At 31.2% G+C, this 22,101-nt stretch carries 19 protein-coding genes and 1 pseudogene; 12 read left to right on the top strand and 8 right to left on the bottom strand.

The features are described from left to right. Positions 1–356: 356 nt before the first annotated feature. The gene (locus I6U48_RS19745) at positions 357–773 is read left to right on the top strand and encodes an Lrp/AsnC family transcriptional regulator (protein WP_218322197.1); all 417 of its coding nucleotides are present in this window, start codon (positions 357–359) and stop codon (positions 771–773) included. Between the two features lie 130 nt (positions 774–903). On the opposite strand, the gene I6U48_RS19750 is transcribed toward I6U48_RS19745, so the two are convergent. Beyond that, positions 904–1,662, bottom strand: a complete 759-nt coding sequence (locus I6U48_RS19750; protein WP_218322198.1) for an MBL fold metallo-hydrolase — start codon at positions 1,660–1,662, stop codon at positions 904–906. 305 nt (positions 1,663–1,967) lie between these two features. Between I6U48_RS19750 and I6U48_RS19755 the strand changes: the two genes are divergently transcribed. After that, positions 1,968–2,909, top strand: a complete 942-nt coding sequence (locus I6U48_RS19755) for a tRNA dihydrouridine synthase (RefSeq protein WP_218322199.1) — start codon at positions 1,968–1,970, stop codon at positions 2,907–2,909. Between the two features lie 179 nt (positions 2,910–3,088). On the opposite strand, the gene I6U48_RS19760 is transcribed toward I6U48_RS19755, so the two are convergent. Beyond that, positions 3,089–3,988, bottom strand: a complete 900-nt coding sequence (locus I6U48_RS19760; RefSeq protein ID WP_218322200.1) for a LysR family transcriptional regulator — start codon at positions 3,986–3,988, stop codon at positions 3,089–3,091. 384 nt (positions 3,989–4,372) lie between these two features. On the opposite strand from I6U48_RS19760, the gene I6U48_RS19765 reads away from it, so the two are divergent. From I6U48_RS19765 to I6U48_RS30640, 3 genes and pseudogenes are all read left to right on the top strand, one after another. Next, on the top strand, positions 4,373–5,665 hold the full coding sequence (locus I6U48_RS19765; RefSeq protein WP_218322215.1) for a cation:dicarboxylate symporter family transporter: 1,293 nt from the start codon (positions 4,373–4,375) through the stop codon (positions 5,663–5,665). 39 nt (positions 5,666–5,704) lie between these two features. Then, entirely contained in the window at positions 5,705–6,994 is a 1,290-nt protein-coding gene (locus I6U48_RS19770; protein WP_218322201.1) for an aminotransferase class V-fold PLP-dependent enzyme, read from the top strand. 141 nt (positions 6,995–7,135) lie between these two features. Further along, positions 7,136–7,447, top strand: a pseudogene (locus I6U48_RS30640) (IS701 family transposase); the annotation flags it as partial. Between the two features lie 449 nt (positions 7,448–7,896). Here I6U48_RS30640 and I6U48_RS19775 read toward each other — a convergent pair. Further along, on the bottom strand, positions 7,897–8,079 hold the full coding sequence (locus I6U48_RS19775; protein ID WP_218322202.1) for a hypothetical protein: 183 nt from the start codon (positions 8,077–8,079) through the stop codon (positions 7,897–7,899). 24 nt (positions 8,080–8,103) lie between these two features. Next, entirely contained in the window at positions 8,104–9,453 is a 1,350-nt protein-coding gene (locus tag I6U48_RS19780; RefSeq protein WP_218322203.1) for a Na+/H+ antiporter NhaC family protein, read from the bottom strand. Positions 9,454–9,589: 136 nt separating this feature from the next. Here I6U48_RS19780 and I6U48_RS19785 point away from each other — a divergent pair, with 136 nt between their 5' ends. Next, on the top strand, positions 9,590–10,456 hold the full coding sequence (locus I6U48_RS19785) for a LysR family transcriptional regulator (RefSeq protein WP_218322204.1): 867 nt from the start codon (positions 9,590–9,592) through the stop codon (positions 10,454–10,456). Positions 10,457–10,607: 151 nt separating this feature from the next. Here the strand turns inward: I6U48_RS19785 and I6U48_RS19790 are convergent, their stop codons facing one another. After that, complete coding sequence (locus I6U48_RS19790; RefSeq protein WP_218322205.1) at positions 10,608–10,976, bottom strand: LysR family transcriptional regulator substrate-binding protein; 369 nt, start codon at positions 10,974–10,976, stop codon at positions 10,608–10,610. A gap of 280 nt (positions 10,977–11,256) precedes the next feature. Next, entirely contained in the window at positions 11,257–11,982 is a 726-nt protein-coding gene (locus I6U48_RS19795; RefSeq protein WP_218322206.1) for a YoaK family protein, read from the bottom strand. Between the two features lie 142 nt (positions 11,983–12,124). Here I6U48_RS19795 and I6U48_RS19800 point away from each other — a divergent pair, with 142 nt between their 5' ends. From I6U48_RS19800 to I6U48_RS19815, 4 genes are all read left to right on the top strand, one after another. After that, positions 12,125–12,991: a LysR family transcriptional regulator gene (locus tag I6U48_RS19800; protein ID WP_218322207.1), complete on the top strand. Its 867-nt coding sequence runs from the start codon at positions 12,125–12,127 to the stop codon at positions 12,989–12,991. Positions 12,992–13,149: 158 nt separating this feature from the next. Next, a complete protein-coding gene (locus tag I6U48_RS19805) occupies positions 13,150–14,868 on the top strand; it encodes an ABC transporter ATP-binding protein (protein ID WP_218322208.1) in 1,719 nt (572 codons plus the stop codon). A gap of 3 nt (positions 14,869–14,871) precedes the next feature. Further along, on the top strand, positions 14,872–16,725 hold the full coding sequence (locus I6U48_RS19810; protein WP_218322209.1) for an ABC transporter ATP-binding protein: 1,854 nt from the start codon (positions 14,872–14,874) through the stop codon (positions 16,723–16,725). Between the two features lie 167 nt (positions 16,726–16,892). Continuing rightward, a complete protein-coding gene (locus I6U48_RS19815) occupies positions 16,893–18,989 on the top strand; it encodes a glycosyltransferase family 39 protein (RefSeq protein ID WP_218322210.1) in 2,097 nt (698 codons plus the stop codon). A 62-nt stretch (positions 18,990–19,051) separates the two neighbouring features. Here I6U48_RS19815 and I6U48_RS19820 read toward each other — a convergent pair whose 3' ends face one another. Beyond that, positions 19,052–19,951 (bottom strand): LysR family transcriptional regulator, encoded by a 900-nt coding sequence (locus I6U48_RS19820; protein ID WP_218322211.1) that lies wholly within the window; start codon positions 19,949–19,951, stop codon positions 19,052–19,054. A 144-nt stretch (positions 19,952–20,095) separates the two neighbouring features. Here I6U48_RS19820 and I6U48_RS19825 point away from each other — a divergent pair, with 144 nt between their 5' ends. Beyond that, positions 20,096–20,515 (top strand): C-GCAxxG-C-C family (seleno)protein, encoded by a 420-nt coding sequence (locus tag I6U48_RS19825; protein ID WP_218322212.1) that lies wholly within the window; start codon positions 20,096–20,098, stop codon positions 20,513–20,515. 71 nt (positions 20,516–20,586) lie between these two features. Continuing rightward, the gene (locus I6U48_RS19830; protein WP_218322213.1) at positions 20,587–21,255 is read left to right on the top strand and encodes an epoxyqueuosine reductase; all 669 of its coding nucleotides are present in this window, start codon (positions 20,587–20,589) and stop codon (positions 21,253–21,255) included. A gap of 110 nt (positions 21,256–21,365) precedes the next feature. Here the strand turns inward: I6U48_RS19830 and I6U48_RS19835 are convergent, their stop codons facing one another. Further along, positions 21,366–21,965 (bottom strand): tyrosine-type recombinase/integrase, encoded by a 600-nt coding sequence (locus I6U48_RS19835; protein ID WP_218322214.1) that lies wholly within the window; start codon positions 21,963–21,965, stop codon positions 21,366–21,368. Positions 21,966–22,101 lie beyond the last annotated feature (136 nt).

Here is a 22,101-nt window from a genome sequence, read left to right on the forward strand (position 1 = left end):
TAAGTGCGACAGCCCCTTTTTCACGCATGGTTATGTCAACACAGTAGTAAATTATGTCTTATATAATCAATTTCTTACGTTTCTAGCATGAACTCTTGCTATCACTCAAATTAAGCTTAGCAAAATAGTCAATAGTAAACTTTAGAACTGTATAAACAAAGTGCAGATTTAAATCTAAATGACAGGGTAGTTCATATATTTGATAATATGTTTATTTTAATGTATAATTTTTATTTAGAATTATATTTCTCAGAAATGAAACAGTAAACTATAAATAATCCTTTTATTAATGGAACTGTAATAAGATGATACTAAAACAGAAAATATGAAATGAAGGCAATGAAAGGAATTAAAAAATGTTAGATAGCACGGATAAGCGTATTTTAACTGAATTGTCTCAGAACAGCCGTATCACTATGAAAGAGTTAGGAGAAAGAGTGCATTTGACAGGGCAGGCGGCAGCATCCAGAGTAGCTAAATTAGAGGATAACGGTATTATTGAAGGATATACTATTAAAATTAATCAAGCTAAATTAGGAAACCCTGTTCACGTAATGATAAATGTTTATACCAAAAGTATTCACCATCAACCTTATCTGTCATTCATAAGCTCACAAGAAGATTATGTAATGCATAATTATAAAATCAGCGGGGATGGTTGCTATCTTTTAGAATGTAAATTTTCATCCAATGAGATTTTAGACAAATTTCTGGTGGGTTTAAATAATTATGTAAATTATAAATTAACTATTATTATTAATGAAATAGACTAAATCAGGCAATGCCCATATTGTGGCAATGCCTGATTTTTTTAGTGCTATCCAATCTGTTGGTCTCTTCTTCTTTATAGTAAGTGCTACTCCAATCATAAAGAGGTCATATAAAATCATAAATTCCATTAAATTAGAATGTGTATGATTCGCCATCATCTGGTACTAATACATTAGAAGAGATTCCTTTTTCATTAATAAAGATTTTTAATTCTTCTCTTGATAAAGTCCAATGGTTTACAGCTTCCATATGGCTAGCAATAATTCTGGCCTTAGGTGAAGCCTTATGCACTTCATAGATATCATCTTTTCCCATTACTAGAGGATTGCTATCTAGAAATTTATTATTTCCAGCATTTACAACAATAATTTCTGGTTTATTAGCATCAATAGCTTCTTGGACACCTTCATACCATATAGTATCTCCAGCTACATATAAAGTTTTTTCTGTTGGGTGTTCGAAGACAACTCCACACACATTACCAGTAAATTTTAATATTTCCCCACTTCCATGCTGGCCTTTTGTTTTAGTTAACTTGATATCACCAAAGGCTGTATCTCCTCTTAAAATTTCAACATTTTGAAAACCAACATCTTTTAAGCATTTAGAATCTGCTTCATCTTGTACAAACATCTTTATATCTTTTGGCAATATATCTTTAGCAGCATCATCAAAGTGGTCTGAATGTAAATGAGTTGCAATTACAGCATCTACATTAATAATTTCCTCAATTGATGTTGGTAAGCTAACTAAAGGATTAAATTGATCTTGTCTAACTGAATTAGGAAAAGGTGGATAGGTACCTTTATCTGCTAAGACTGGATCAATTAAAAATTTTTTGCCTGCATATTGAACTACTATTGTAGCATTTCGGATTTGCTTAATATTCATAATTACAGCTCCTTTTCGTTTTATTCGTATATAGTTTACACTTTATACCAGAGGATTTACATGGATAAAATCAAGTCTTTTTGTAGTTTGACTTGAATAATGAAAGAAAGTAATTCAACATTACTAATAGTCACATCCAGAGGAATAATATCCAAACCAATATAATCTTATTAGTCTTAAAATTATAGTTGTACATTTTTTAGTTGAAATAGATTTGAAATAATAAGTGACAATAAAGTATAATATTTGTTATGAGTATATGAATGTAGTAATACCATTATTTAAACAAAGGAGCTTTTAAATATATGAATTTTTATTTCGCACCTATGGAAGGTTTGACTGGATACATTTATAGAAATGCCCATAATGCCTTTTTTGGTAAGATAGATAAATACTTTTCACCTTTTATTGTTGCAAATCAAGGTGACAGTTTTAAGGCACGGGAATTAAATGATATTTTACCTGAAAACAACCAAGGTACAATCTTGATTCCACAATTACTAACAAATAATGCAAAAGATTTTATACATACATCAAAAAAAATAAAGAAATTTGGATATAATGAGATCAACTTAAATTTGGGATGTCCTTCTGGAACTGTAGTTTCAAAAAATAGGGGATCTGGATTTCTTTCAAAAACGGAAGAACTCGATTCGTTTTTAGAGGAAATTTTTTCTCATGCGATAACAAAAATTTCGATAAAAACTAGAATAGGAAAAGATCAGCCAGAAGAATTTTATAATTTAATTGAGATATTTAACAAATATCCTATAGAAGAACTTATCATTCATCCTAGGATTCAAAAAGATTTTTATAAAAATAAACCTAATCTGAAGATTTTTAAGGATGCCTTGACTTTAAGCAAAAATCCTATTTGCTATAATGGTGACATTTTTACAGTTAAAGATTACAAGGAGTTTTCGAGTGATTTCCAAGGTGTAGAAACTTTAATGCTTGGTAGAGGATTATTAGCTAATCCAGGATTGATTAATGAGATTGAAAATAATATTAAGCTGGAAAAAGACTTACTAAAAGATTTTCATGATAAAATTTATGAAGGTTATAAAAGAACACTTTTTGGAGATAGGAATGTCCTGTTTAAAATGAAAGAATTGTGGTTTTATATGATGCAGATGTTTTCTAATAATGCAAAATATGCAAAAAGGATTAGGAAATCAGAAAGATTGTATGATTACGATGCAGCGGTTTTAAGCCTATTCAGAGAACAGGATATTTTAGGAGATTAGGAAGATTAAAAAACGATATTTATCAAGCATGCTTAATGAGTTTTAGTAAAATAAAAGATGACTCCCATGTTGTTAAGGAGTCATCTTTTATTTTACTTTATTGGTATCTATATTGAATGTAATAACCTTTTAAGTAATTATGCTGTAATTTTAGAATTTAGAAAGCTTATCAAATAATTCTACTGCTCTTTAATAAATTCAGCACTACATTTAAATGTTTTTAAATATTCGTCTAGTATTTTAATACTAGCTATGCTGCTTGGCTTTGGGTACCTATGAGTAATTTTATAGACAATACGATTTGGCGGAGGTTCTAAAACATCGTAAATTTTAAAATCTGTTATTTTCTTAAAAGCATTAGCCATTGAAATAGGAACTATTGCCCAGTATTTAGGATCATCCATTAGATTTAGCATTAGAGATGCAGTATCTATATGTGCATGAGGACGCTTAGATGAATCCCACCAAAAATCATGCCAAGCCCTATAGCTGGGACTCCAGTCTAAAAAAAACTCATTTTTTGAATTTAATTCATTAGGATGGAATTCCTGCTTAAAATCATCTTCAGCTGTTCTACGTATCAAAACCATTCTTTCATTTAAAACAGGTTCAATTATGATGTTTTTATGTATTATTTGGCGAAGAACAAAGCCTACATCAATCTCACGAGTATCTAATAAATTATAAATTTCACCAGATTGATGGGTTCTAACTTGGAGATCAATGGATATTTCATGGTTTAAAATTTGTTTGTATAGAGTTGGAAATATATATGTATTAAGACTGTCAACACATCCAATGGATAGGGAGAGTCGAGATTCTGTGTTTTGCAGCATGCATGTATCTTTCCAAAGTGCCAGCCAGCGTTCAGCTATAGAAATAAACTCTTCACCTTTAGGCGTTAAGCTTATGACTTGATGGCCTTTTTTTCGCTCAATTAAAGTAGTATTAAGTTCCTGTTCAAGAGCTTTTAGACGATGGCTTACAGTAGATTGAGTTAAATAAAGGGTTTCTGCAGCTTTAGTTAAACTTCCTGCTTCTACGATTGTAAGAAAAGCTTCAATGCCTAAAAAATTCATTATAAACCTCCTATTTTCAATAAATATCAATTTTATCGATATTATACATTAAATCGTTTCATTATTCAAACAAGTCTGCATGTAGTAAACTATACTCAAGTTGAATTACAACACTTCAGTAATTTGAAAATTCTCAAAATAATAAAAATAAAGGAGGGACAGATTAAACAAAAAATCTTTTGTGATAAAAACATTTAAGGGCTATTTGACACTATTATTATAAAGATTTCTGTAAACGATATTACTGATTAAACAATAATTGTATCAATATTAATGAATGTAGATTAGTGTTGAAGTTGCATTTTTAGATGGTATCAAAAAGGTTTATTAAGAAAGAATAAAAACTAAGTTTAATGAAGTAAAGGGGATGTAAAAATGACAAATATGATTAAAAAGAATAAGTTTCCATTAGCATATCAAATCCTTATTGCACTTATACTAGGATGTATTGTAGGAGCTGTTTTTTATGGAAATAAGGCAGTTGTAATCTATTTACAACCAATTGCAGATATTTTTATTAGATTGATCAAGATGATTGTTGTTCCTATTGTATTTTGTTCGCTTATAGTAGGTATTGCTGGTAGTGAAGGTGAAGAGTCAAAGCATATTGGAAGATTAGGTGCTAAAACTATACTTTATTTTGAAGTAGTAAGTTTGATTGCCATTGTACTTGGAATAATCGTTGGAGTTGTATTTCAACCAGGTACAGGTGTTGATATGAGTCTTTTATCAAAAGGAAGTCTTACAACTTTAGAGTCAAATGTACAAAAATTAGGTCAGAGTGGACTTGCAAGTACCTTTGTAAATATTGTTCCAACCAACATAATTGATTCCCTTGCAAAGGGTGATCTTATAGCTATCATATTTTTCGCAGTTATGTTGGCGTTAGGTTTGAATCATATTCCACAAAGTGGAAAAGAAGTAGTAATTAAATTTGCTAATGGAATATCTACAGCTATGTTTTGGGTAACTAATCAAATTATGAAGGTAGCTCCATATGGTGTATTTGCAACAATGGCAGTAACTGTATCAAAGTTTGGAGTTAAAGCTTTAGTACCATTAGGAAAGTTAACACTTTGCACTTATGCTTTAGTAATAGTTTTTGGAATTGGTGTACATGGATTGATAGGAAAGTTATATGGTGTGAATATTCTTGACTTCTTTAAAATTATGAAAGAAGAATTTATACTTGCTTTTAGTACAGCAAGTTCTGAAACAGTATTGCCTAAATTGATGGAAAAGTCAGAGAAATTCGGATGTCCAAAAGCAGTAACAACCTTTGTAATTCCTATTGGCTATACTTTCAATTTAGTTGGGGGAATGATATATGAAGGATTAGCAATTTTATTTATAGCACAAATGTATCATATTCATCTAGGTATGGCTGATCTTGTAAAATTAGCTTTAATATTAATGATTACTTCAAAAGGAGCAGCAGGAATACCTGGTGGAGCCTTCATAATAATAATAGCAACATTACAACCTATGGGAATACCTGTAGAGGGAACTGCTTTTATCTTAGGAATTGATCGTCTTCTTGATATGGGAAGAACCTGGGTAAATGTTGTTGGACATTCATTAGCTGTTGTTCTTATGTCTAAATGGGAAGGGGTATATGATGCTGAAAAAGGTAAAAAGTACCTTGAATCAATAAAGGCAAAAGAAATAGTAGCATAAATAAAAAAGACAAAATTATAAAGCGAGGATGGGGTAAGAATGAGTAAAGATCTTAATAAAGGCGAATTATTTTCAGATGAATTATTAAAGGAAATAAAAGATAAATTTTATAATGTAGATAGTGATCCCAGAAAAGGTACAAGATTGTTTTTTGATAATGCTGGTGGTTCTTTTAGACTAAAAAGTGCATTAGAGGTTTTTCAAGAAATAGATTCACTACCTGATTGTCCAGAAAGAGTTCATGATACAGCATTATACTTACAAAAAATTCAGGAAGATGGAACTAATGATATAAGAACAATATTAAATGTAAAAAATGGAAGCATAGTAACATCATTAACAGCTTCACAAGTTATGTTCCAAATAGTTGGTACTATTGCAGAAAATATTCCAGGTACAAATATGGTTACTACAGTTTTGGAACATCCATCAGCTTTTGATTCCATGAAGTATTATGCAGATAAAACAAATAAGGAATTAAGAGTAATAAAAACAAATACTGTAACTGGTGGTGTTGATGTTGAAGAAGTTGCCAAGCTTATAGATAAAGATACCTGTGTTTTAAGTATTATGTATGCTTCTAATATTTCTGGTGCCATATTGGATATAGAAAGCATAGTAAGAGAAGCAAGAAAGATAAAATCTGATTTATATATAATTGTAGATGCTGTTCAACATGCGCCTCACGGAGTAATTGATTTAGAGAAAACGCCTGTTGATGCAATGAATTTTGCTCCATACAAATTCTTTGGAGTTAGGGGTTCAGGTATTGCATATGTTTCGGATAGAGTTGCAAGTATGCCGCATCATCGCCTTCTTGCAAAGCAGCCAAATGAATGGGAACTTGGAAGTTCTGCACCAGCACAATTTGCAGTTATAACTGAAATAGTTAACTATGTTTGCTGGATTGGAAGTAAGTATATAGAAAGCAAAGAGAGGAGAGAGCTATTTGTAGAAGGTATGAACAGAATAAAACTTCATGAAAGAGCATTAATGTACAGAATGCTTAATGGGACGAGTGAAATGCCTGGCTTAAGAAATATGAAAGGTGCTAGTGTATTCCTTGATTATGAAGATTTAACTACAAGAGACTTAATCATGGCAATGGGTATTGATAATTTAGATTATACACAGGCCGTAAGAGAATACGAAAAACTAGGTGTTATTGTATATGAGAGAGTAGCAACAAGCCTATATTCTAAGAGAATGCTTGAATCCTTTGGATTAGAAGGGGCAATTAGAATATCTCCATTACATTGTCATGCACCTGAGGATATTGATAAATTTTTAAAAATTACTGAAAAATTAGCTTCAAACGTAATTAAATAAAATATGAAAAGTAAGAGAAGTTAATTACTATAATGCTAGTATAAATAATAAATGCCTAAAAGAGATTATAACTTCTTTTAGGTATTTATTATTTATAGCCTTAATTTGTTTGTTTATACATTTTTAGTAATAGAAACACTACTTTCACTTATTCCACAGGAACTTAAATCTGCTATAACTATCTTCCTAATTACCGATGACACTCTACAAGCTAAATTTGGAGATAAGTTTGATTGCTATAGGAAGTTATTTGACCATACAAAACATGATGGTACTTCTTATTTAAATGGTCACTGATTTGTTTCCTAAGTTATAAGTATTCCTATACTTTTTCGTGGTAAACTTAAGTATCTTAAATTGCCAGTTGGTTATAAGCTCTACAATAAGAGCGAAACAAAACTTATAATTGCAGGTAAGATGATACAAAATATAATGCCATTGCTATTAGATTTTTAGTTTATAGTTTTATGTGACAGCTGGTATACTAAAAAGCCATTTTTAAAAATGCTATCTCTTACCAAATATCAAAAGAATTAATATTAAGCGCTTTCGTGCAAAAAATACAAAAAAGCAAAATTAGTAAAGAAGTTTTAGAGACAATCTTCCGGTACAATAAATACTTTTTATAAGTCTAAAGTTCAGTATTTTAAAAGTCTAAGAACTATTGATAAACTTGTACCTCAAGACGGACCAACTTATCAATTGACATTGATAAGTCGCTCGTTAAAAGCCATTTAGGCTTTTAAACATATCAATAGTCCTAAGACTTTCTAAAACACTTCGCTAAGACTTATAACAAAAGTATTTAAATGTGCCTTCCAGAATGTCAATATATCTCTCGTATAAGTTAAGTGTCTGGTGTGCTTATCTATAATATAAGTTATAATATATTTAGCTTTCTTCTAAATATTAGACATATTACCTATACTATCATCTATATTACTTTTTCCTTTACAGAATAATGCAATGAACTCTTCATTGGTTATTCTATTCTCACGCATAACTATATCAATTGCATTTGAGATATTACAATTTTCTGCTAGGCAGATTTCTTCTATTTTTTTTATGAATTCTAACTTTGTCATTATACTTACCCCCCATAAAATTTTTTAGCATTTGCTGCTATTAATATATCCACATTTAATTTTAGTTTTATTTGAATATCTAAAATACATGAAATAAACAATAGGTAATATATAGAGATAAAAAGCATAAGGCAAATATCCAGTTGCGCTTACATTCATAGTTGATGTAGGTACTAATGCAGCTATATTCCATGGAATAAGTGCAGATATTAAAATTCCAGAATTCTCCAAATCCAAGGCGAATTGATATTTGTTAGTAGTATTATAGCAGTCCTCCATAATTTTATTTGTCATAACAGTAGAAATTGACTGATTACATCCAAATGCTGCAGTTATTATGCTAACTATTGAAGTAATTCCGAATAGCTTATGTTTTGCTAACGGAAATCTTAAAAATAAATTTTTTAGTTTATCAAAGATCTTTATTTCTTCAAATATACCGGCAATAGAACAGGATACAAATATAACCAGCGAAGGTCTTAGCATAGATATAACACCGCCGCCTTTTATAATGTTCTCCAAAGGGCTGTGGTTAGTTATTTTAAATCCCCAAACTATAAAGGAGATAACCTCCTTTAGCTGGTAGCCCTGAAAAAGTATAGCTAGTACAGAAGCAGATAAAGTACTAATTAAAATAGAAAAACTAATTTTAACTTTACACAATACCAATATAAGTATTAAAATAGCAGGTAATAACATAATAAAATCAATATTAAAGTTTTTTAAAAGTTCTACATATAAATCACTATTTACAACTTTTAATGGTTGAGATATTGAAAATATATAGTAAAAAACTAATGACAATATAAAAGGAATTACAGATGAATGTATCATATTTTTAATATTGGTATATATATCTGTTTTAGTTAAGTTGGCAACCAAATAAGCACTTGAGGACATTGGAGAACATCTATCTCCAAAGTAAGCACCTGCTATAATGGCACCTGCTATTAAATTTAAGTTAACATTTCCACTCCTAGCTATTATCATTAGAGGTATTCCAACAGTACTCACCGTTCCTAAAGAAGTTCCTATTAGAAAAGATGTTATACAGCAGATTATAAAGGTTGAAAGTACAAAGGTAGAAGGATTTATATACTTTAAACAGTAGTATATTATGCCTGGTATTGTACCAGAAGCCATCCATGCACCAATAACAGCACCAATTAAAATAAATATTTTTAAAACTACAAAAGATTGTTTGCCGCCATTGAATGACATTTTTAGTATTTGATTAAAAGTGTAGCCTTTTTTTAATGATATCGCTGCAAATAAAAGCCAACAAGTAATTAACGTATAACCAATAAAAACATTCTTTAACACACTGAAAATTAGAAGCAAGAAAGAAATAATTAAACCAACATAAAGTTCCATATTTCATACCTCGTTTGACTTTATTTTTTATTTCATGTACCATTATAGCAAAGAAATATATATACAAAAAATATTTATATATTATTATACTTATACGAAAATATGTATAAATAAATCCTATGGAGTGATCAATTTTATGGATATTAAGCAACTTACTTATTTTATTGCAATTGCTGAAGAAGGGAATATAACTAAAGCGGCTGAAAGTTTACATATAGCTCAACCACACCTCAGCCAACAATTGAAACTCATAGAAGATGAGTTAAATGTTAAATTAATAGAAAGAAATACTAGAAAATTTCAAATGACTGATGCGGGACAAAGATTATGGCATAGATCTAAGCAGATGGTAGAATTAATGGAATCAACAGTTAAAGAGTTAAAGGATTTTAATGAAGGACTACAAGGAACATTATCAATTGGAACTATATCTTCTTCGGGAAACATACTTCTGCCGCAGCGGATATGTAGTTTTAATAAAAAATATCCAAACATAAATTTTGAAATACGAGAATGCAGCACAGATGAAGTATTAGAACTATTAAAAAGTGGTGTAATAGAAATTGGGATTATAAGGACACCTCTGAATTCAGAAATTTATGAGTCAATAAGTTTGCCTATTGAACCAATGGTAGCAGCAACTATTAACAACTATCAGTGGGATAATAAGAGAAAAAACATATATTTAAAAGAACTTGCAAATAAGCCCTTGTTGGTACATCGTAGATACGAAAAAATGATCATAGAATTATGTAAAAAAGAAGGGTTTAAGCCAAGAATACTGTGCAAAATCGAGGATACTCGATCCATATTGCTACTAGCAAACACAGGAATTGGAATTGCTATTATACCAAAGGATTGGGTTGAACTTATTCCAAATATGAATTTAAGTTATAAAGTGATTAATGAACCATCATTGAACACAAGTACAACTATAGTGTGGATGAAAGATCAGTATCTATCCTCTGCGTCTAAGCACTTTTTAGAAACCTTTGAAGTATAGGAAAAATGTTTTAGTGCACAAGTTTAGTTAAATAAAATTATGCTGTTTTGTTTAGAAAAACGAAAACAGCATTTTTTATAATAAAAATTTCAGTATAGATATGATGTCGACTAAGCATTTTACATGAAACTTATTGTTCTTAATAATCTTTTTATAATAGTTCTTTTGCCATTCGAATAAACTCCTTAGCTGCAAAGGTAAGATATCTAGGAGTATAGTAGCCAATAGCCACCATTTCGCTATTTATATCCTCAAGAGGCAGTACTGCAACCTTTTCATTAAAGGATTGATATCTTCTCCGAATGAACAAGTCCTCATAAAAGGTTAATCCCATTTCTTTAATGCAAAGCTCCAGCAAGGTTTCGATATTTTCAGCCTCCAGTAGAATATTGGGTTTGATATTTTGCTTATAAAGATATTCATCAACCTTATCTCTAAAGCGGTTATTTTTGCCCACCATTAAAAAAGGATAGCCTTTAAATTGTTCAATTTTACAGTCAGTTGTAGATACGCCTTTCATAAAGCTTTCTTGCACCTAACAAAAAACGCTCTCCTGCATAGGTAAGAGTCATAAATTGCTGAAAGTGCACGTATTGTCATAATTTTAAAGGGATATATAGGAGTGGTTTCTCGTTCTGGATCATTAACCTATGAAGCTATTAAGCAGCTAACTATGTCTATAACTTTTTTGAATCAAATAAGATAAATTAAGAAGAATAATAATTGAAATAAATTGAAGTGAATTTAAGCTTTAAAGGAAATGCCTCAGAATGATTAAAAAATCATTTTGAGGAATTTCCTTAAAAATGCTCTTTCATGCTTCCTTTAAACTGAATCGCATTTTTAAATATAGCTGTGTTTGATAAAAATGAACTCAACAATACTACTAAAAGCACTGCAGATACACTCCATATTGCTTTTTCGTGTAAAATTACTGATTCAAAAGACCCAATAATTGCTCCTGCGAAAAATGAAATTAGAATATAACTATATCGTAATGCCTTTTTCAGACACTGCTTATCTTTTTTCAAGAATCCATTATATAAATTTTCTGCACAGGATCGCATATTTCCGGTACAGAATATACTGGCATAATCCTCATTTGTACTAAATTTACGAAATGCACAGTATTGAAAGGATGCTGCAAAAGACACAAAGGTATTAGCTATTATATTTGGATAAGAACATGGAACAAATCCTGTAATAAATAAGATAAATATTTCAATTGCAAGAATCCCACGCTCCCATGATATTCTTTCTTCTTTAAAATGAGAATAAAACAAGTGCCATGCTATAAAGATACCTAACAAGAAAGACACAATTGGTATAATTGCATGAAGCGTTTCTATATAATTTCTCTGTACCAAATGGACCGCTACAAGCACGAAATTACCAGTTTGTCCAGTAGCAAATACATTTCCACGAACGATATAAGAATATAGGTCCATAAAACCACCCACGAAGGCAAGCAACATTCCATATCCTAACTTATCTATTATTTTTGTATCTTCTTTTAAATCTGACAATGTAATACACCTTAGCCCTTTCTATAAATAATTTTTTTTCTCTTTTGTTAACATCTTTATTATACCTTTGATTTTACATAAATAAAAATATATAATATTTATTAAATTGATAAGTATTTTATTATGTATTATGGAGGTTATTATGGATATTCTTCAATTAAAATATTTTCTTGTTGCAGCTGAGTATGAGCACATGACTAAGGCAGCTTATTCTTTGCATATTGCACAGCCGGCTTTGTCACAATCTATTAAACATTTGGAAGAGGAACTTGGTGTACCACTTTTTGAGCGAAAAAATAGAAGTATCCGTTTAAATGCATCTGGTAAGCTATTACAGTCTGAATTATTACCTATTATAAATACTCTAGACTCGTTGCCTGCTCGCTTAAAGGAAACTAACGAACAAGCTTCACATACTATACAGTTAAATATCTTAGCTGCATCGTTACTGATTACGCAATCTATAATTTCCTTTAAAAAATTATATCCGGAAGTAAACTTTAGACTAATACAAGATGCTGAAGAAACAGATTTTGACCTTTGTATTTCATGCAGCGGCTCAGATAGAATACCAAAAGACAGCATATTATTACTTAGAGAAAAAATATTGCTGGCTGTTCCAAGCACTGGAAAATACTCCTCCTTGAAATCTATTTCATTAAAGCAGGTGGAACAGGAGGGATTTATTAGCTTTTCAGGTGCTAGGCCATTTAGAGCCATTTGTGATGATTATTGTAAACAGAAAGGATTTGAACCGAAAATTATTTTTGAAAGTGATAACCAGGAATCTATCCGAAACTTGATTGACTCTAATCTTGGAATTGCTTTTTGGCCAGAATATGCTTGGGGAATGCTAACCGCAAAAAATGCAGTGCTAATTCCAATTCGTGATCCAAAATGCAGCCGTACAATTTATGCTGTACAAAATCAGCATTCCATAAATAGCAAATATGCCACTGCTTTTTTAAACCATTTAAGAAAATTTATATTTGATATTAAATCAAGTTGATTATGATAAAGCCTTTTTGAAATCATACACTATTTTCTAGACTGCTATCCTAATATTTATAAAGAATTTTATTTGCTTATACAATTGTCACAGTATTGTCACAATCAACTTCTATAATTAGAATGTTTAACTTTAAAAGAAAGAAGAGGATAACTAAGATGAATTTATACAGTAAATATTTTGAAAAATATAAGTTTCCATTTTTGGCAGCTGTCCTTTGTGTTGCTCTTGAAGCAATATGTGATTTGCTTGGTCCTACACTTATGTCAAATATCATTAATGCGGGAATTGATCAGGGATTGCTTCCTAAAGTTTACTATTGGGGGGCCCTTATGCTCATAGTTACTGCTGTTGGTGCATGTTTTGCTGTTACGCGAAACATTTTAGCTAGTAAAGTATCACAGCGCATGGGAGCGGATTTGAGATATGATTTGTTTGAAAAAATTATGCATTTTTCAGAACAAAGCACAGATAAAATTGAAAGTGGGTCACTTATTACACGTATGACTAATGACACATCACAAGTTGTACAATTTGTAAACGGAATTATGAGAATTTTTATGAAGGCTCCAATTACATGTATTGGCAGCATTATACTTGCAAGCCTGCTTAACTTTAGGTTAAGCCTTATTATTTATAGTGTTGTTGCAGTAGTTGCTGTTCTTATTATTGTCAGTATGAAGCTCAGTTACCCGCGTTATTATAAATTACAAAAGGCTATGGATAAGGTGAATTCAGTTGTGCAGGAGTATCTTATAGGAGTGCGCCTGGTTAAGGCTTTTGGAACTTATGACAAGGAAACTGATAAGTTTGAAAATGCAAATATGAATTTAATGCAAAAGGGAGTATCTTCTCAAATGATTATTACTTTAGTAGCGCCACTAATGACGCTTACTGTAGGAATTGGTACGATAATTGTAATTTTCATAGGAAGCAGGTTGTTTTCTTTGAATCTTGCAAAGCCAGGGGATATTACAGCATTTACAATTTATATGGCACAAATTCTTATATCTTTAGTTATGATAACAAATATATTTAACACTTTTGTACGAACAAAAGCTTCTACTGCTCGTATTAAAGAAGTAATTGACTGTGATGAGGATTTCACTGGCAGCGGTGAAACAAAAGAATTAAATGGTGATATTGAATTTAAAAACGTCACATTTGCATATCCGAGTGGCAGCGGTGTGCCTGCCATAAAAGATTTATCATTTTCTATTAAAAATGGACAAAGCCTGGCAATAATAGGACCAACAGGCAGCGGTAAATCTACAATTGCATGGTTGCTTTTGCGATTCTATGACGTAAACAGTGGAGAAATTCTAGTTAATGGCTGCGATATTAAATCGCTAGATATTAATTCAGTGCGCAATAATATTGCTATCGTACCGCAAAAACCAATGCTATTCTCAGGTTCTATTTCTGAAAATATTAGATGGGGAAATAGGGAGGCTTCGGATGAAATGCTGTATCAAGCCGCAGATAAGGCACAAGCTGGTTTTATTGAGAATATGCCTAAAGGGTATGAAAGTCTTTTAGGAAGCGCAGCGGTTAATGTTTCAGGCGGTCAAAAGCAGCGTATTTCAATAGCACGTGGAATACTTAAGAATTCATCTGTGCTTATATTGGATGATGCAACTAGCGCTCTAGATGCAGTAACTGAAGCTAAAGTACGGGAAAATCTAAATTCTAAAACTAGGAAGCAGACTATAATTACCGTTACTCAACGTTGTGGAACAGCTATGTTTGCAGATCGAATTTTAGTTATGGACAATGGGATAAAAGTTGGATACGGTACACATGATCAGCTTATGGAAGAGTGCGAAGTATATAGAGATATTTATAAAACACAAATAGAAAGTAGTAAGGAGGCGTAAGCTATGGCACAACAATTTTCTAAGGCTGAAGTAAAAGGACCATCTATTGGTATGAGACCAGTAGGCGGCGGCACTAATCGTTTTGCACCAACTGCAAGAGCTAAAAATGCAAAGGGCACATTGATGCGGATTATAGAAATATATATGCAGTGGGGGAAAACTATATTTTTGGCCATGCTTCTTACAGCTTGTTCATCAGTGATTTCCGTTGCAATTCCTTATTTTGTAGGAAAGACTTTTAACACCTTTAAAATTTCAACTAGAACAGTAGATGTAAAAATGCTTATGCGGTTTTTAATGATAATTGGGGTCTTATATGCAGTCAATTGGATTATTTTATCTCTTAGTGGAGTTATAATGCTTAAAGTTTCACAAAAGCTTGTATTCGTACTACGTACAGAATTCTTTGAAAAGATGCAAAAGCTTCCACTAGAATTTTATGATACACGCTCACATGGTGACACAATGAGTAGAATTACAAATGATGTAGATAATATCAGTTCTACTATTGCACAGACAACAACACAATTAATATCAAGTGTTTTAACCGTAGTGGGCTCTTTTGTGGTAATGATAGCACTAAATGTTCCTCTTACCATAGTTGTTTTATTATGTATTCCTCTTGTAGCGCTTTTAACACGTACAATTGCATCACGAAGTCGAACTTATTTCTTGGCGCAGCAGAGGAGCCTTGGTTCACTCAATGGAGTAATTGAGGAAAATATCCTGGGATTAAAAATGGTAAAAGCTTTTGGAAAGCAGCAGGATGTTTTAAGACAATTTAAAGAGATTAATGAGAAACTTAATGAAAGTAGTACTAAAGCACAAATATGGTCTGGATACATGATGCCTCTCATGAATGTTATTAATAACTTTATTTTCACAATTGTTGCTACTGTAGGTGGAATATTGTCAGTTGGATATGGTCTATCTGTTGGTACTGTAGTTAGTTTTTTGAGTTATTCAAAACAAACTGCACAGCCACTTAACTCTGTTGCAGGTATGTTTAATACCATTCAATCAGCACTAGCGGGAGCAGAACGTGTTTTTGAAATTTTGGATAGTGCAGAGGAAACGGCTGATTTGGAAAATGCTATTGATATGGACCATCCAAATGGAGAAGTTACATTTGAAAATGTATGTTTTTCCTATAATAAGTCGATTCCTATATTAAAAAATGTAAGCTTTAGCGTCAAGGCAGGAGAAACTGTAGCTTTGGTAGGTGAAACTGGTGCAGGAAAAACCACTATTGTCAACCTTCTCACTCGTTTTTATGATGCAGATAGTGGGCGAATTCTAATTGATAATGAACCAATTGCAAATTTAAAACGAAACAGCCTTAGAAAATGTTTTTCAGTAGTACTGCAGGATACTTGTCTTTTTACAGGTACAATTATGGATAATATTCGTTATTCACAAAAGGATGCAACTGATGAACAGGTGATCAGTGCTGCAAAGATAGCTCGTGCCCACGACTTTATTGACAAATTGCCAAAAGGATATCATACAATGGTATCTGGAGCTACAGATAACTTAAGTCAAGGACAACGTCAACTCATAGCTATTGCTCGAGCAGTGTTATGTGACAGTCCTATTTTAATTTTAGACGAAGCAACTAGCAGCGTTGATACAAAAACTGAAAAAGATATTCAGCGTGCATTACTAAGACTGATGAAGAATCGTACAAGTTTTTTGATAGCGCATCGTTTGTCTACTATTAGAGATGCAGATCATATTATGGTAATTGGTGATGGAAAAATATTAGAAAGTGGAAATCATAAAAGTCTTATGGATAAAAAAGGGCAATATTATAAAATGGTAATTAGCCAAATGGGAAAATTGCCTGAAAAATCATGAACAAATATTAAGAAAAATATTGTATGAGATTTATATTCATAAAGTGTTAATAATACAGTAATAGAAATGTAACTAAATTGAAACTAAACTGACACAGGTTTGTAGGAAATTAAATATATAAATCTAATATATGTCTATAGGTATAAATGTAGGAGGAATAATGGCTAATGAAAAAAATAAAATTTGATAAAGAAACTTTTGAAGTATCATTGATTTTAATATTATCAGCTATTTTAAATTTTGCAAATATAAGCATAGAAGGTTATGCCAATACCTATTATTCAGCAGGTGTTAAAAGTATGCTTATGAGTTTTAAAAACTTCTTTTTCGTGTCCTCTGATCCATCTGGCTTTGTAAGTATTGATAAACCGCCTGTAGGTTTTTGGTTACAAACTATATCAGCAAAGATATTTGGATTTAGTGGATGGAGTGTTATCCTTCCGCAAGCACTTGCCGGAGTAATTTCAGTTTGGATTATATATTATCTTGTTAAAAGATCTTTTGGAAGTTTGGCAGGATTAGTTGCAGCATTATGTCTTGCAATTACACCTATATTTGTAGCTGCAAGCAGAAATAATACAATAGATAACTTACTTGTTTTAGCTTTATTATTAGCATGTTGGCCTCTTTTTGTGGCTGCTGAAAAAGGTAAATTTAAATACCTCATTTTAAGTTTAGTACTTGTGGGTATAGGTTTTAATATAAAAATGGTGGAGGCATATCTGATAGCTCCAGCTATATATATAACGTATTTTCTTTCTTCTGCCCTACCTTATAAACAGAAGATAAAACATCTTATTTTAGGGTCAGTTGTACTTCTAGTGGTATCACTATCCTGGGCAGTAACTGTAGATTTAGTTCCTGCAAATGGTAGACCTTTTGTAGGCAGCAGTACTAATAATACCGTAATGCAGCTTATAGTAGGTCATAATGGATTAGAACGAGTAGGTATTGGTGGAAGAAATGCGAATAGAGATCAAGGGCAAAGGCAAAATTTAAGAAATAAATCTAATACATCGCAGAATCAATTTCGAACAGAAGAAAATAACACTAGTTATAAATCTAGTCCAGCTAATAATAGAACTTTACCTGGTGGTAATCAATTTGGAATGGGAAATAATTCAAAGACTGGTATTACAAGATTATTTTCTTATAATAACTTGTCAGATCAAATTTCCTGGCTCTTACCATTTGCTATAATAGGATTTTTAGCAGCGGCAATAAAAGAAAAATTGAAATATCCTTTTGATAATAAGAAAAAATTATCTTTAATATTCTGGTTTATGTGGCTATTACCTGAGTTTATATATTTTAGTTTTTCAAAGAATGTAACTCACACATATTATTTAACCACTATGGCACCTTCTATATCAGCTCTAACTGGAATCGGTCTAGTAGCTATGTGGAAGCTTTATAATGAAGGTGGATGGAAAAGGTTATTTCTACCTATAGCATTTATGATAAATGGTTTAATCGAGATTGCTATTTTATCAAATAATTATAATAGGTCAAATGGATATAAAATTACACTTATAGCAACAGGAATTTTAAGTCTAGGAGCTTCTTTAATATTATTTATAGCTACTATTGTAAGAAGAAAACAGAATGTTGGATATGAAGAAAATAATCCAATTACGTTTACGACTAAGAAAAATTCAATGTTAAAGGTAATAGTGGCTAGTATTGCTTTTATAGGGATTTTGACAGCTCCCATGGTTTGGTCAACTACTACATTGTTTTATCCAATGAATGGAAGTAGTCCATCTGCTGGATTGGAGCTTGTATATAGTAGACAGAATAAAAATTTAGGTTTAAGTGGCAATTCAAAGCTTATACAATTTTTAGAGAACAATAAAGGAAATGAAAAATACCTTGTTGCTGTTCCATCTGCCATGACTTATGCTTCAGATTTGATACTTAAAACTGGTGAGCCTGTTATGACTATTGGTGGCTTTAGTGGATCGGATAAAATAATTACTTTAGATAAGTTTAGGCAATTAGTTTCTGCAGGAGATGTAAGATATGCATTAGTAAATGGTGGTGGACGTATGGGGGGGAATCCAATGGGCGGAAATTCTAATAATGATATTATGAATTGGATTAAGGAAAATGGAAAGCTTGTTCCTAGTAATGAGTGGACGAATACAATTACTTCAAATAGACAAAATATCAATCAAATGTTCGGTGGTTTCGGTGGATTTAGTGGTGAAAACTCTGGGCAGTTATACGATTTAAAGATCAATTCAAATGTTTCAACAAAATGATATTTTAAGAAAGGATTCTATCAATTTTCTTAGAGATTACAAATATAAATGATTTGTAATCTCTAAGAAGACACTTCACCATACTTTTTTAATAAAACAATATCCTTTAAGGCTTCTAATGGTGCTGATATCCACTTGTTTGCATGATATAACATTTTAGCATGTATTAAAATGTTATCAGTTTCTATTGGAAGCATCACAAGCTCTCCATTTTTGATTTCTTTATCAACGGCTATTCTTGGCAATAAACTTATACCTAGCCCTTCTTTAACACACTGTTTTATGGCTTCTATACTGCCAAGTTCCATAATGGTATCTACTCTAACATTTAGTTTTTGAAATAGTTTTTTCAATTCCATGCAGTAACCACTTTCAGATTCAATAAGAATAAATGATTGATTTTCCAATTTATTTATATTGATTTTATTCAAAGTAGAAAAAGGATGGTCTGGTGATGCAATAAAAGCAGTGAAATCATCAAAAACATCAATTTGAAAAAGATCTTTTCTTTTAGATTCATCATGAAGGCCGAATGCAACATCAATAATATTTTTCTCTAGTAGCTCAGGAAGTTCAAGGCAATCTGCCATCTTCATTGTTATCCGAACTCTAGGGTGAAGCTTGCTATATTCTCTAAGCAGTGGTGGAAGCCAAAAGGCACATAAAGTTTCTGCAGCTCCTATTCTTAAGCTGCCATGAACCTTTTCACCTTTATTAAATAATTCATGTATTGCTTCAGTATCTTGAAGCATTTTTCGAGCTGGAGAAATCAATTTTTTTCCTTCTTCATTTAAAAATACTTTTTTACCAAGTCGTTCAAAAAGTCTTACACCAAGTTCTTGCTCTAAATTTTTTATATGATCTGAGACAGTAGACTGAGAATAATTAAGTTCTTCAGCAGCTGCTCTAAAATTCAATAATCTTGCTAATACAATAAATGTCTGAAGTTGTTTAACATCCAAGAAATCACCACCAATCGTAAAGAGCGATTAAATCAATTTAAATAATCGACTTATCAATATATATATTTTATGATACTCTAGTATAAAATACAGTTCAAGTTAATTTTTCATGAATTAGTAGAAATAAGAAAGGGCTGAAATGAAGTGATAAATAGAATAAGAGAAATGGTACATCGGCTTTACTGGGAACTAGACATTAATTGTGCGAGAACTACATTAGCATGTTTAAGTGAATTGACAGATACAACTGTTAATCCACAAACAATGCACGCTGCCATTGGATTGCATGGAGCGGGCGGATATAGAGCACAGTGCGGCTTAGTTGAAGGTTCACTTATGTTTATAGGAATTTTCCTTGTTCTAAAAGGAAAAAGTGATAGCGAAATATCTGATATTTGTTATCGGTTTGCAGGAGAATTTACTAAGAAATTTTCATCGTTGAGATGCTGTGAACTACGACCAAATGGCTTTAAAGAAGATGATCCACCTCATGCTTGTGAAGAATTGACTGGAAATGCTATTGAATTCACCTATAACTTTATAAAATCAATTGATATAAAATAATAAAATGAAGAAAGGAAGTGAATTTTAGTAAGAGTTTGATACTTGTGATACACCCTTACTAAAAATAATTTATGGATAGTAATTATATAAAAAAATTAGCGTACTCATTTGATGTTGATGTGTGTGGAATTGGAGGTGTTGATAGATTTAAAGATGCTCCAAAAGGATTTCATCCATTGGATATTTATTCTGAAGCAAAATCTGTTATATCAATTGGAAAACATTTTTCAGCAAGCTTGTTTGATGCAAATACTAAAGCTCCTTATACATTTGTAAAAAATAAAATATTTCAAATGTTAGATGATATTTCTATTAAGCTTGCTTTTTATATTGAATCACAAGGCTATAAGGCGATTCCTATTCCATCAGATGAACCTTATGAATATTGGGATTCTGAAAATAAACATGGTAGAGGAATATTATCACTAAAACATGCAGCTCAAGCATGTGGTATAGGTTGTATTGGTAAAAACACCTTATTAATAAATGAAAAGTACGGTAATAGACTTTATTTTGGAGCAGTAATTACAAATATAGAATTAACTGCAGATGCTTTAGCACGTAACTTATGTACTGAAAGCTGTAACATTTGTTTAAAGGCATGTCCTCAATCTGCACTAGATGGTATTACAATAAATCAGAAAAGATGTAGACAAGTATGTGCTACATCAACACCTGGTGGAGGAACTATATATTCATGTTATACTTGTAGAAAAATATGTCCATTTTCAAAAGTATAATTAATCATAAATCCCTTAACTTACTTATTTAATAAAAAAAATTAGAATAATGGATAATTAGAAACAACCCGTGAAAATTTATATTAAAATTTCATGGGTTATTTTGATTATTATACCATTTCACTTTTTTCAGCAAGTTTAGCATACATTCTATCTTGTTGTTTGGTTGTAAACTGGAAATATACTTCGGTATTTGTTACAGCTTTATGACCAAGCCACCATTGTAGTTCTTTTATATCCATATCTGATTCAGCTAAATGAACAGCAGTTGTATGTTTAATAGCATGAAAATGATATTTAGATTTGTCTTCGATGCCAGCTAGAGAACAGTATTTTTTCATTAAATAATCTAAAGTTTGTCTTGAAATTGGATTATTTTTCTGACTTGTAAATAATATTTGAGAAGTCGAAGTTATATTATTTTCACTTATATATTTATCTAAAAGTAATTTTGTTTTGGAGTCTAATCTTAAAGTATTATTATTGCTGCCTTTAAGACGTTTGCAATAAAGCTCACCTTTTTCGGCGTTATAATCTTGAACCTTTAGTAAGGATATTTCAGAAACACGTAAACCACATCTATAAGCTATTCTAAAAATTACTAAATCCCTAGTAGAATGAGAAGTATTAGTAGTTTCAATAGCATCAAAAAGGGCTTTTGTTTCACATTGTGTTAGATATTTGATTTTATTTTCAGCATTTTTTGTCATAGTAATTCTCCTTTAAATACAAAATGAGACAATATAAATATTTTGTACCATTATTTACATTTATATTCGCCATTTTATCAAAAAATAGCACCACATATTTTGCTTAAATACAACAATATGTATAACAAGTTATGTT

The organism is Clostridium thailandense (assembly GCF_019207025.1).
Lineage (GTDB): Bacteria > Bacillota > Clostridia > Clostridiales > Clostridiaceae > Clostridium_AM > Clostridium_AM thailandense.

Coding starts and splice junctions, on each gene's coding strand:
- I6U48_RS19745 (WP_218322197.1), top strand. CDS start 357: ATGTTAGATAGCACGGATAAGCGTATTTTAACTGAATTGTCTCAGAAC.
- I6U48_RS19750 (WP_218322198.1), bottom strand. CDS start 1,662: ATGAATATTAAGCAAATCCGAAATGCTACAATAGTAGTTCAATATGCA.
- I6U48_RS19755 (WP_218322199.1), top strand. CDS start 1,968: ATGAATTTTTATTTCGCACCTATGGAAGGTTTGACTGGATACATTTAT.
- I6U48_RS19760 (WP_218322200.1), bottom strand. CDS start 3,988: ATGAATTTTTTAGGCATTGAAGCTTTTCTTACAATCGTAGAAGCAGGA.
- I6U48_RS19765 (WP_218322215.1), top strand. CDS start 4,373: ATGATTAAAAAGAATAAGTTTCCATTAGCATATCAAATCCTTATTGCA.
- I6U48_RS19770 (WP_218322201.1), top strand. CDS start 5,705: ATGAGTAAAGATCTTAATAAAGGCGAATTATTTTCAGATGAATTATTA.
- I6U48_RS19775 (WP_218322202.1), bottom strand. CDS start 8,079: ATGACAAAGTTAGAATTCATAAAAAAAATAGAAGAAATCTGCCTAGCA.
- I6U48_RS19780 (WP_218322203.1), bottom strand. CDS start 9,453: ATGGAACTTTATGTTGGTTTAATTATTTCTTTCTTGCTTCTAATTTTC.
- I6U48_RS19785 (WP_218322204.1), top strand. CDS start 9,590: ATGGATATTAAGCAACTTACTTATTTTATTGCAATTGCTGAAGAAGGG.
- I6U48_RS19790 (WP_218322205.1), bottom strand. CDS start 10,976: ATGAAAGGCGTATCTACAACTGACTGTAAAATTGAACAATTTAAAGGC.
- I6U48_RS19800 (WP_218322207.1), top strand. CDS start 12,125: ATGGATATTCTTCAATTAAAATATTTTCTTGTTGCAGCTGAGTATGAG.
- I6U48_RS19805 (WP_218322208.1), top strand. CDS start 13,150: ATGAATTTATACAGTAAATATTTTGAAAAATATAAGTTTCCATTTTTG.
- I6U48_RS19810 (WP_218322209.1), top strand. CDS start 14,872: ATGGCACAACAATTTTCTAAGGCTGAAGTAAAAGGACCATCTATTGGT.
- I6U48_RS19815 (WP_218322210.1), top strand. CDS start 16,893: ATGAAAAAAATAAAATTTGATAAAGAAACTTTTGAAGTATCATTGATT.
- I6U48_RS19830 (WP_218322213.1), top strand. CDS start 20,587: ATGGATAGTAATTATATAAAAAAATTAGCGTACTCATTTGATGTTGAT.
- I6U48_RS19835 (WP_218322214.1), bottom strand. CDS start 21,965: ATGACAAAAAATGCTGAAAATAAAATCAAATATCTAACACAATGTGAA.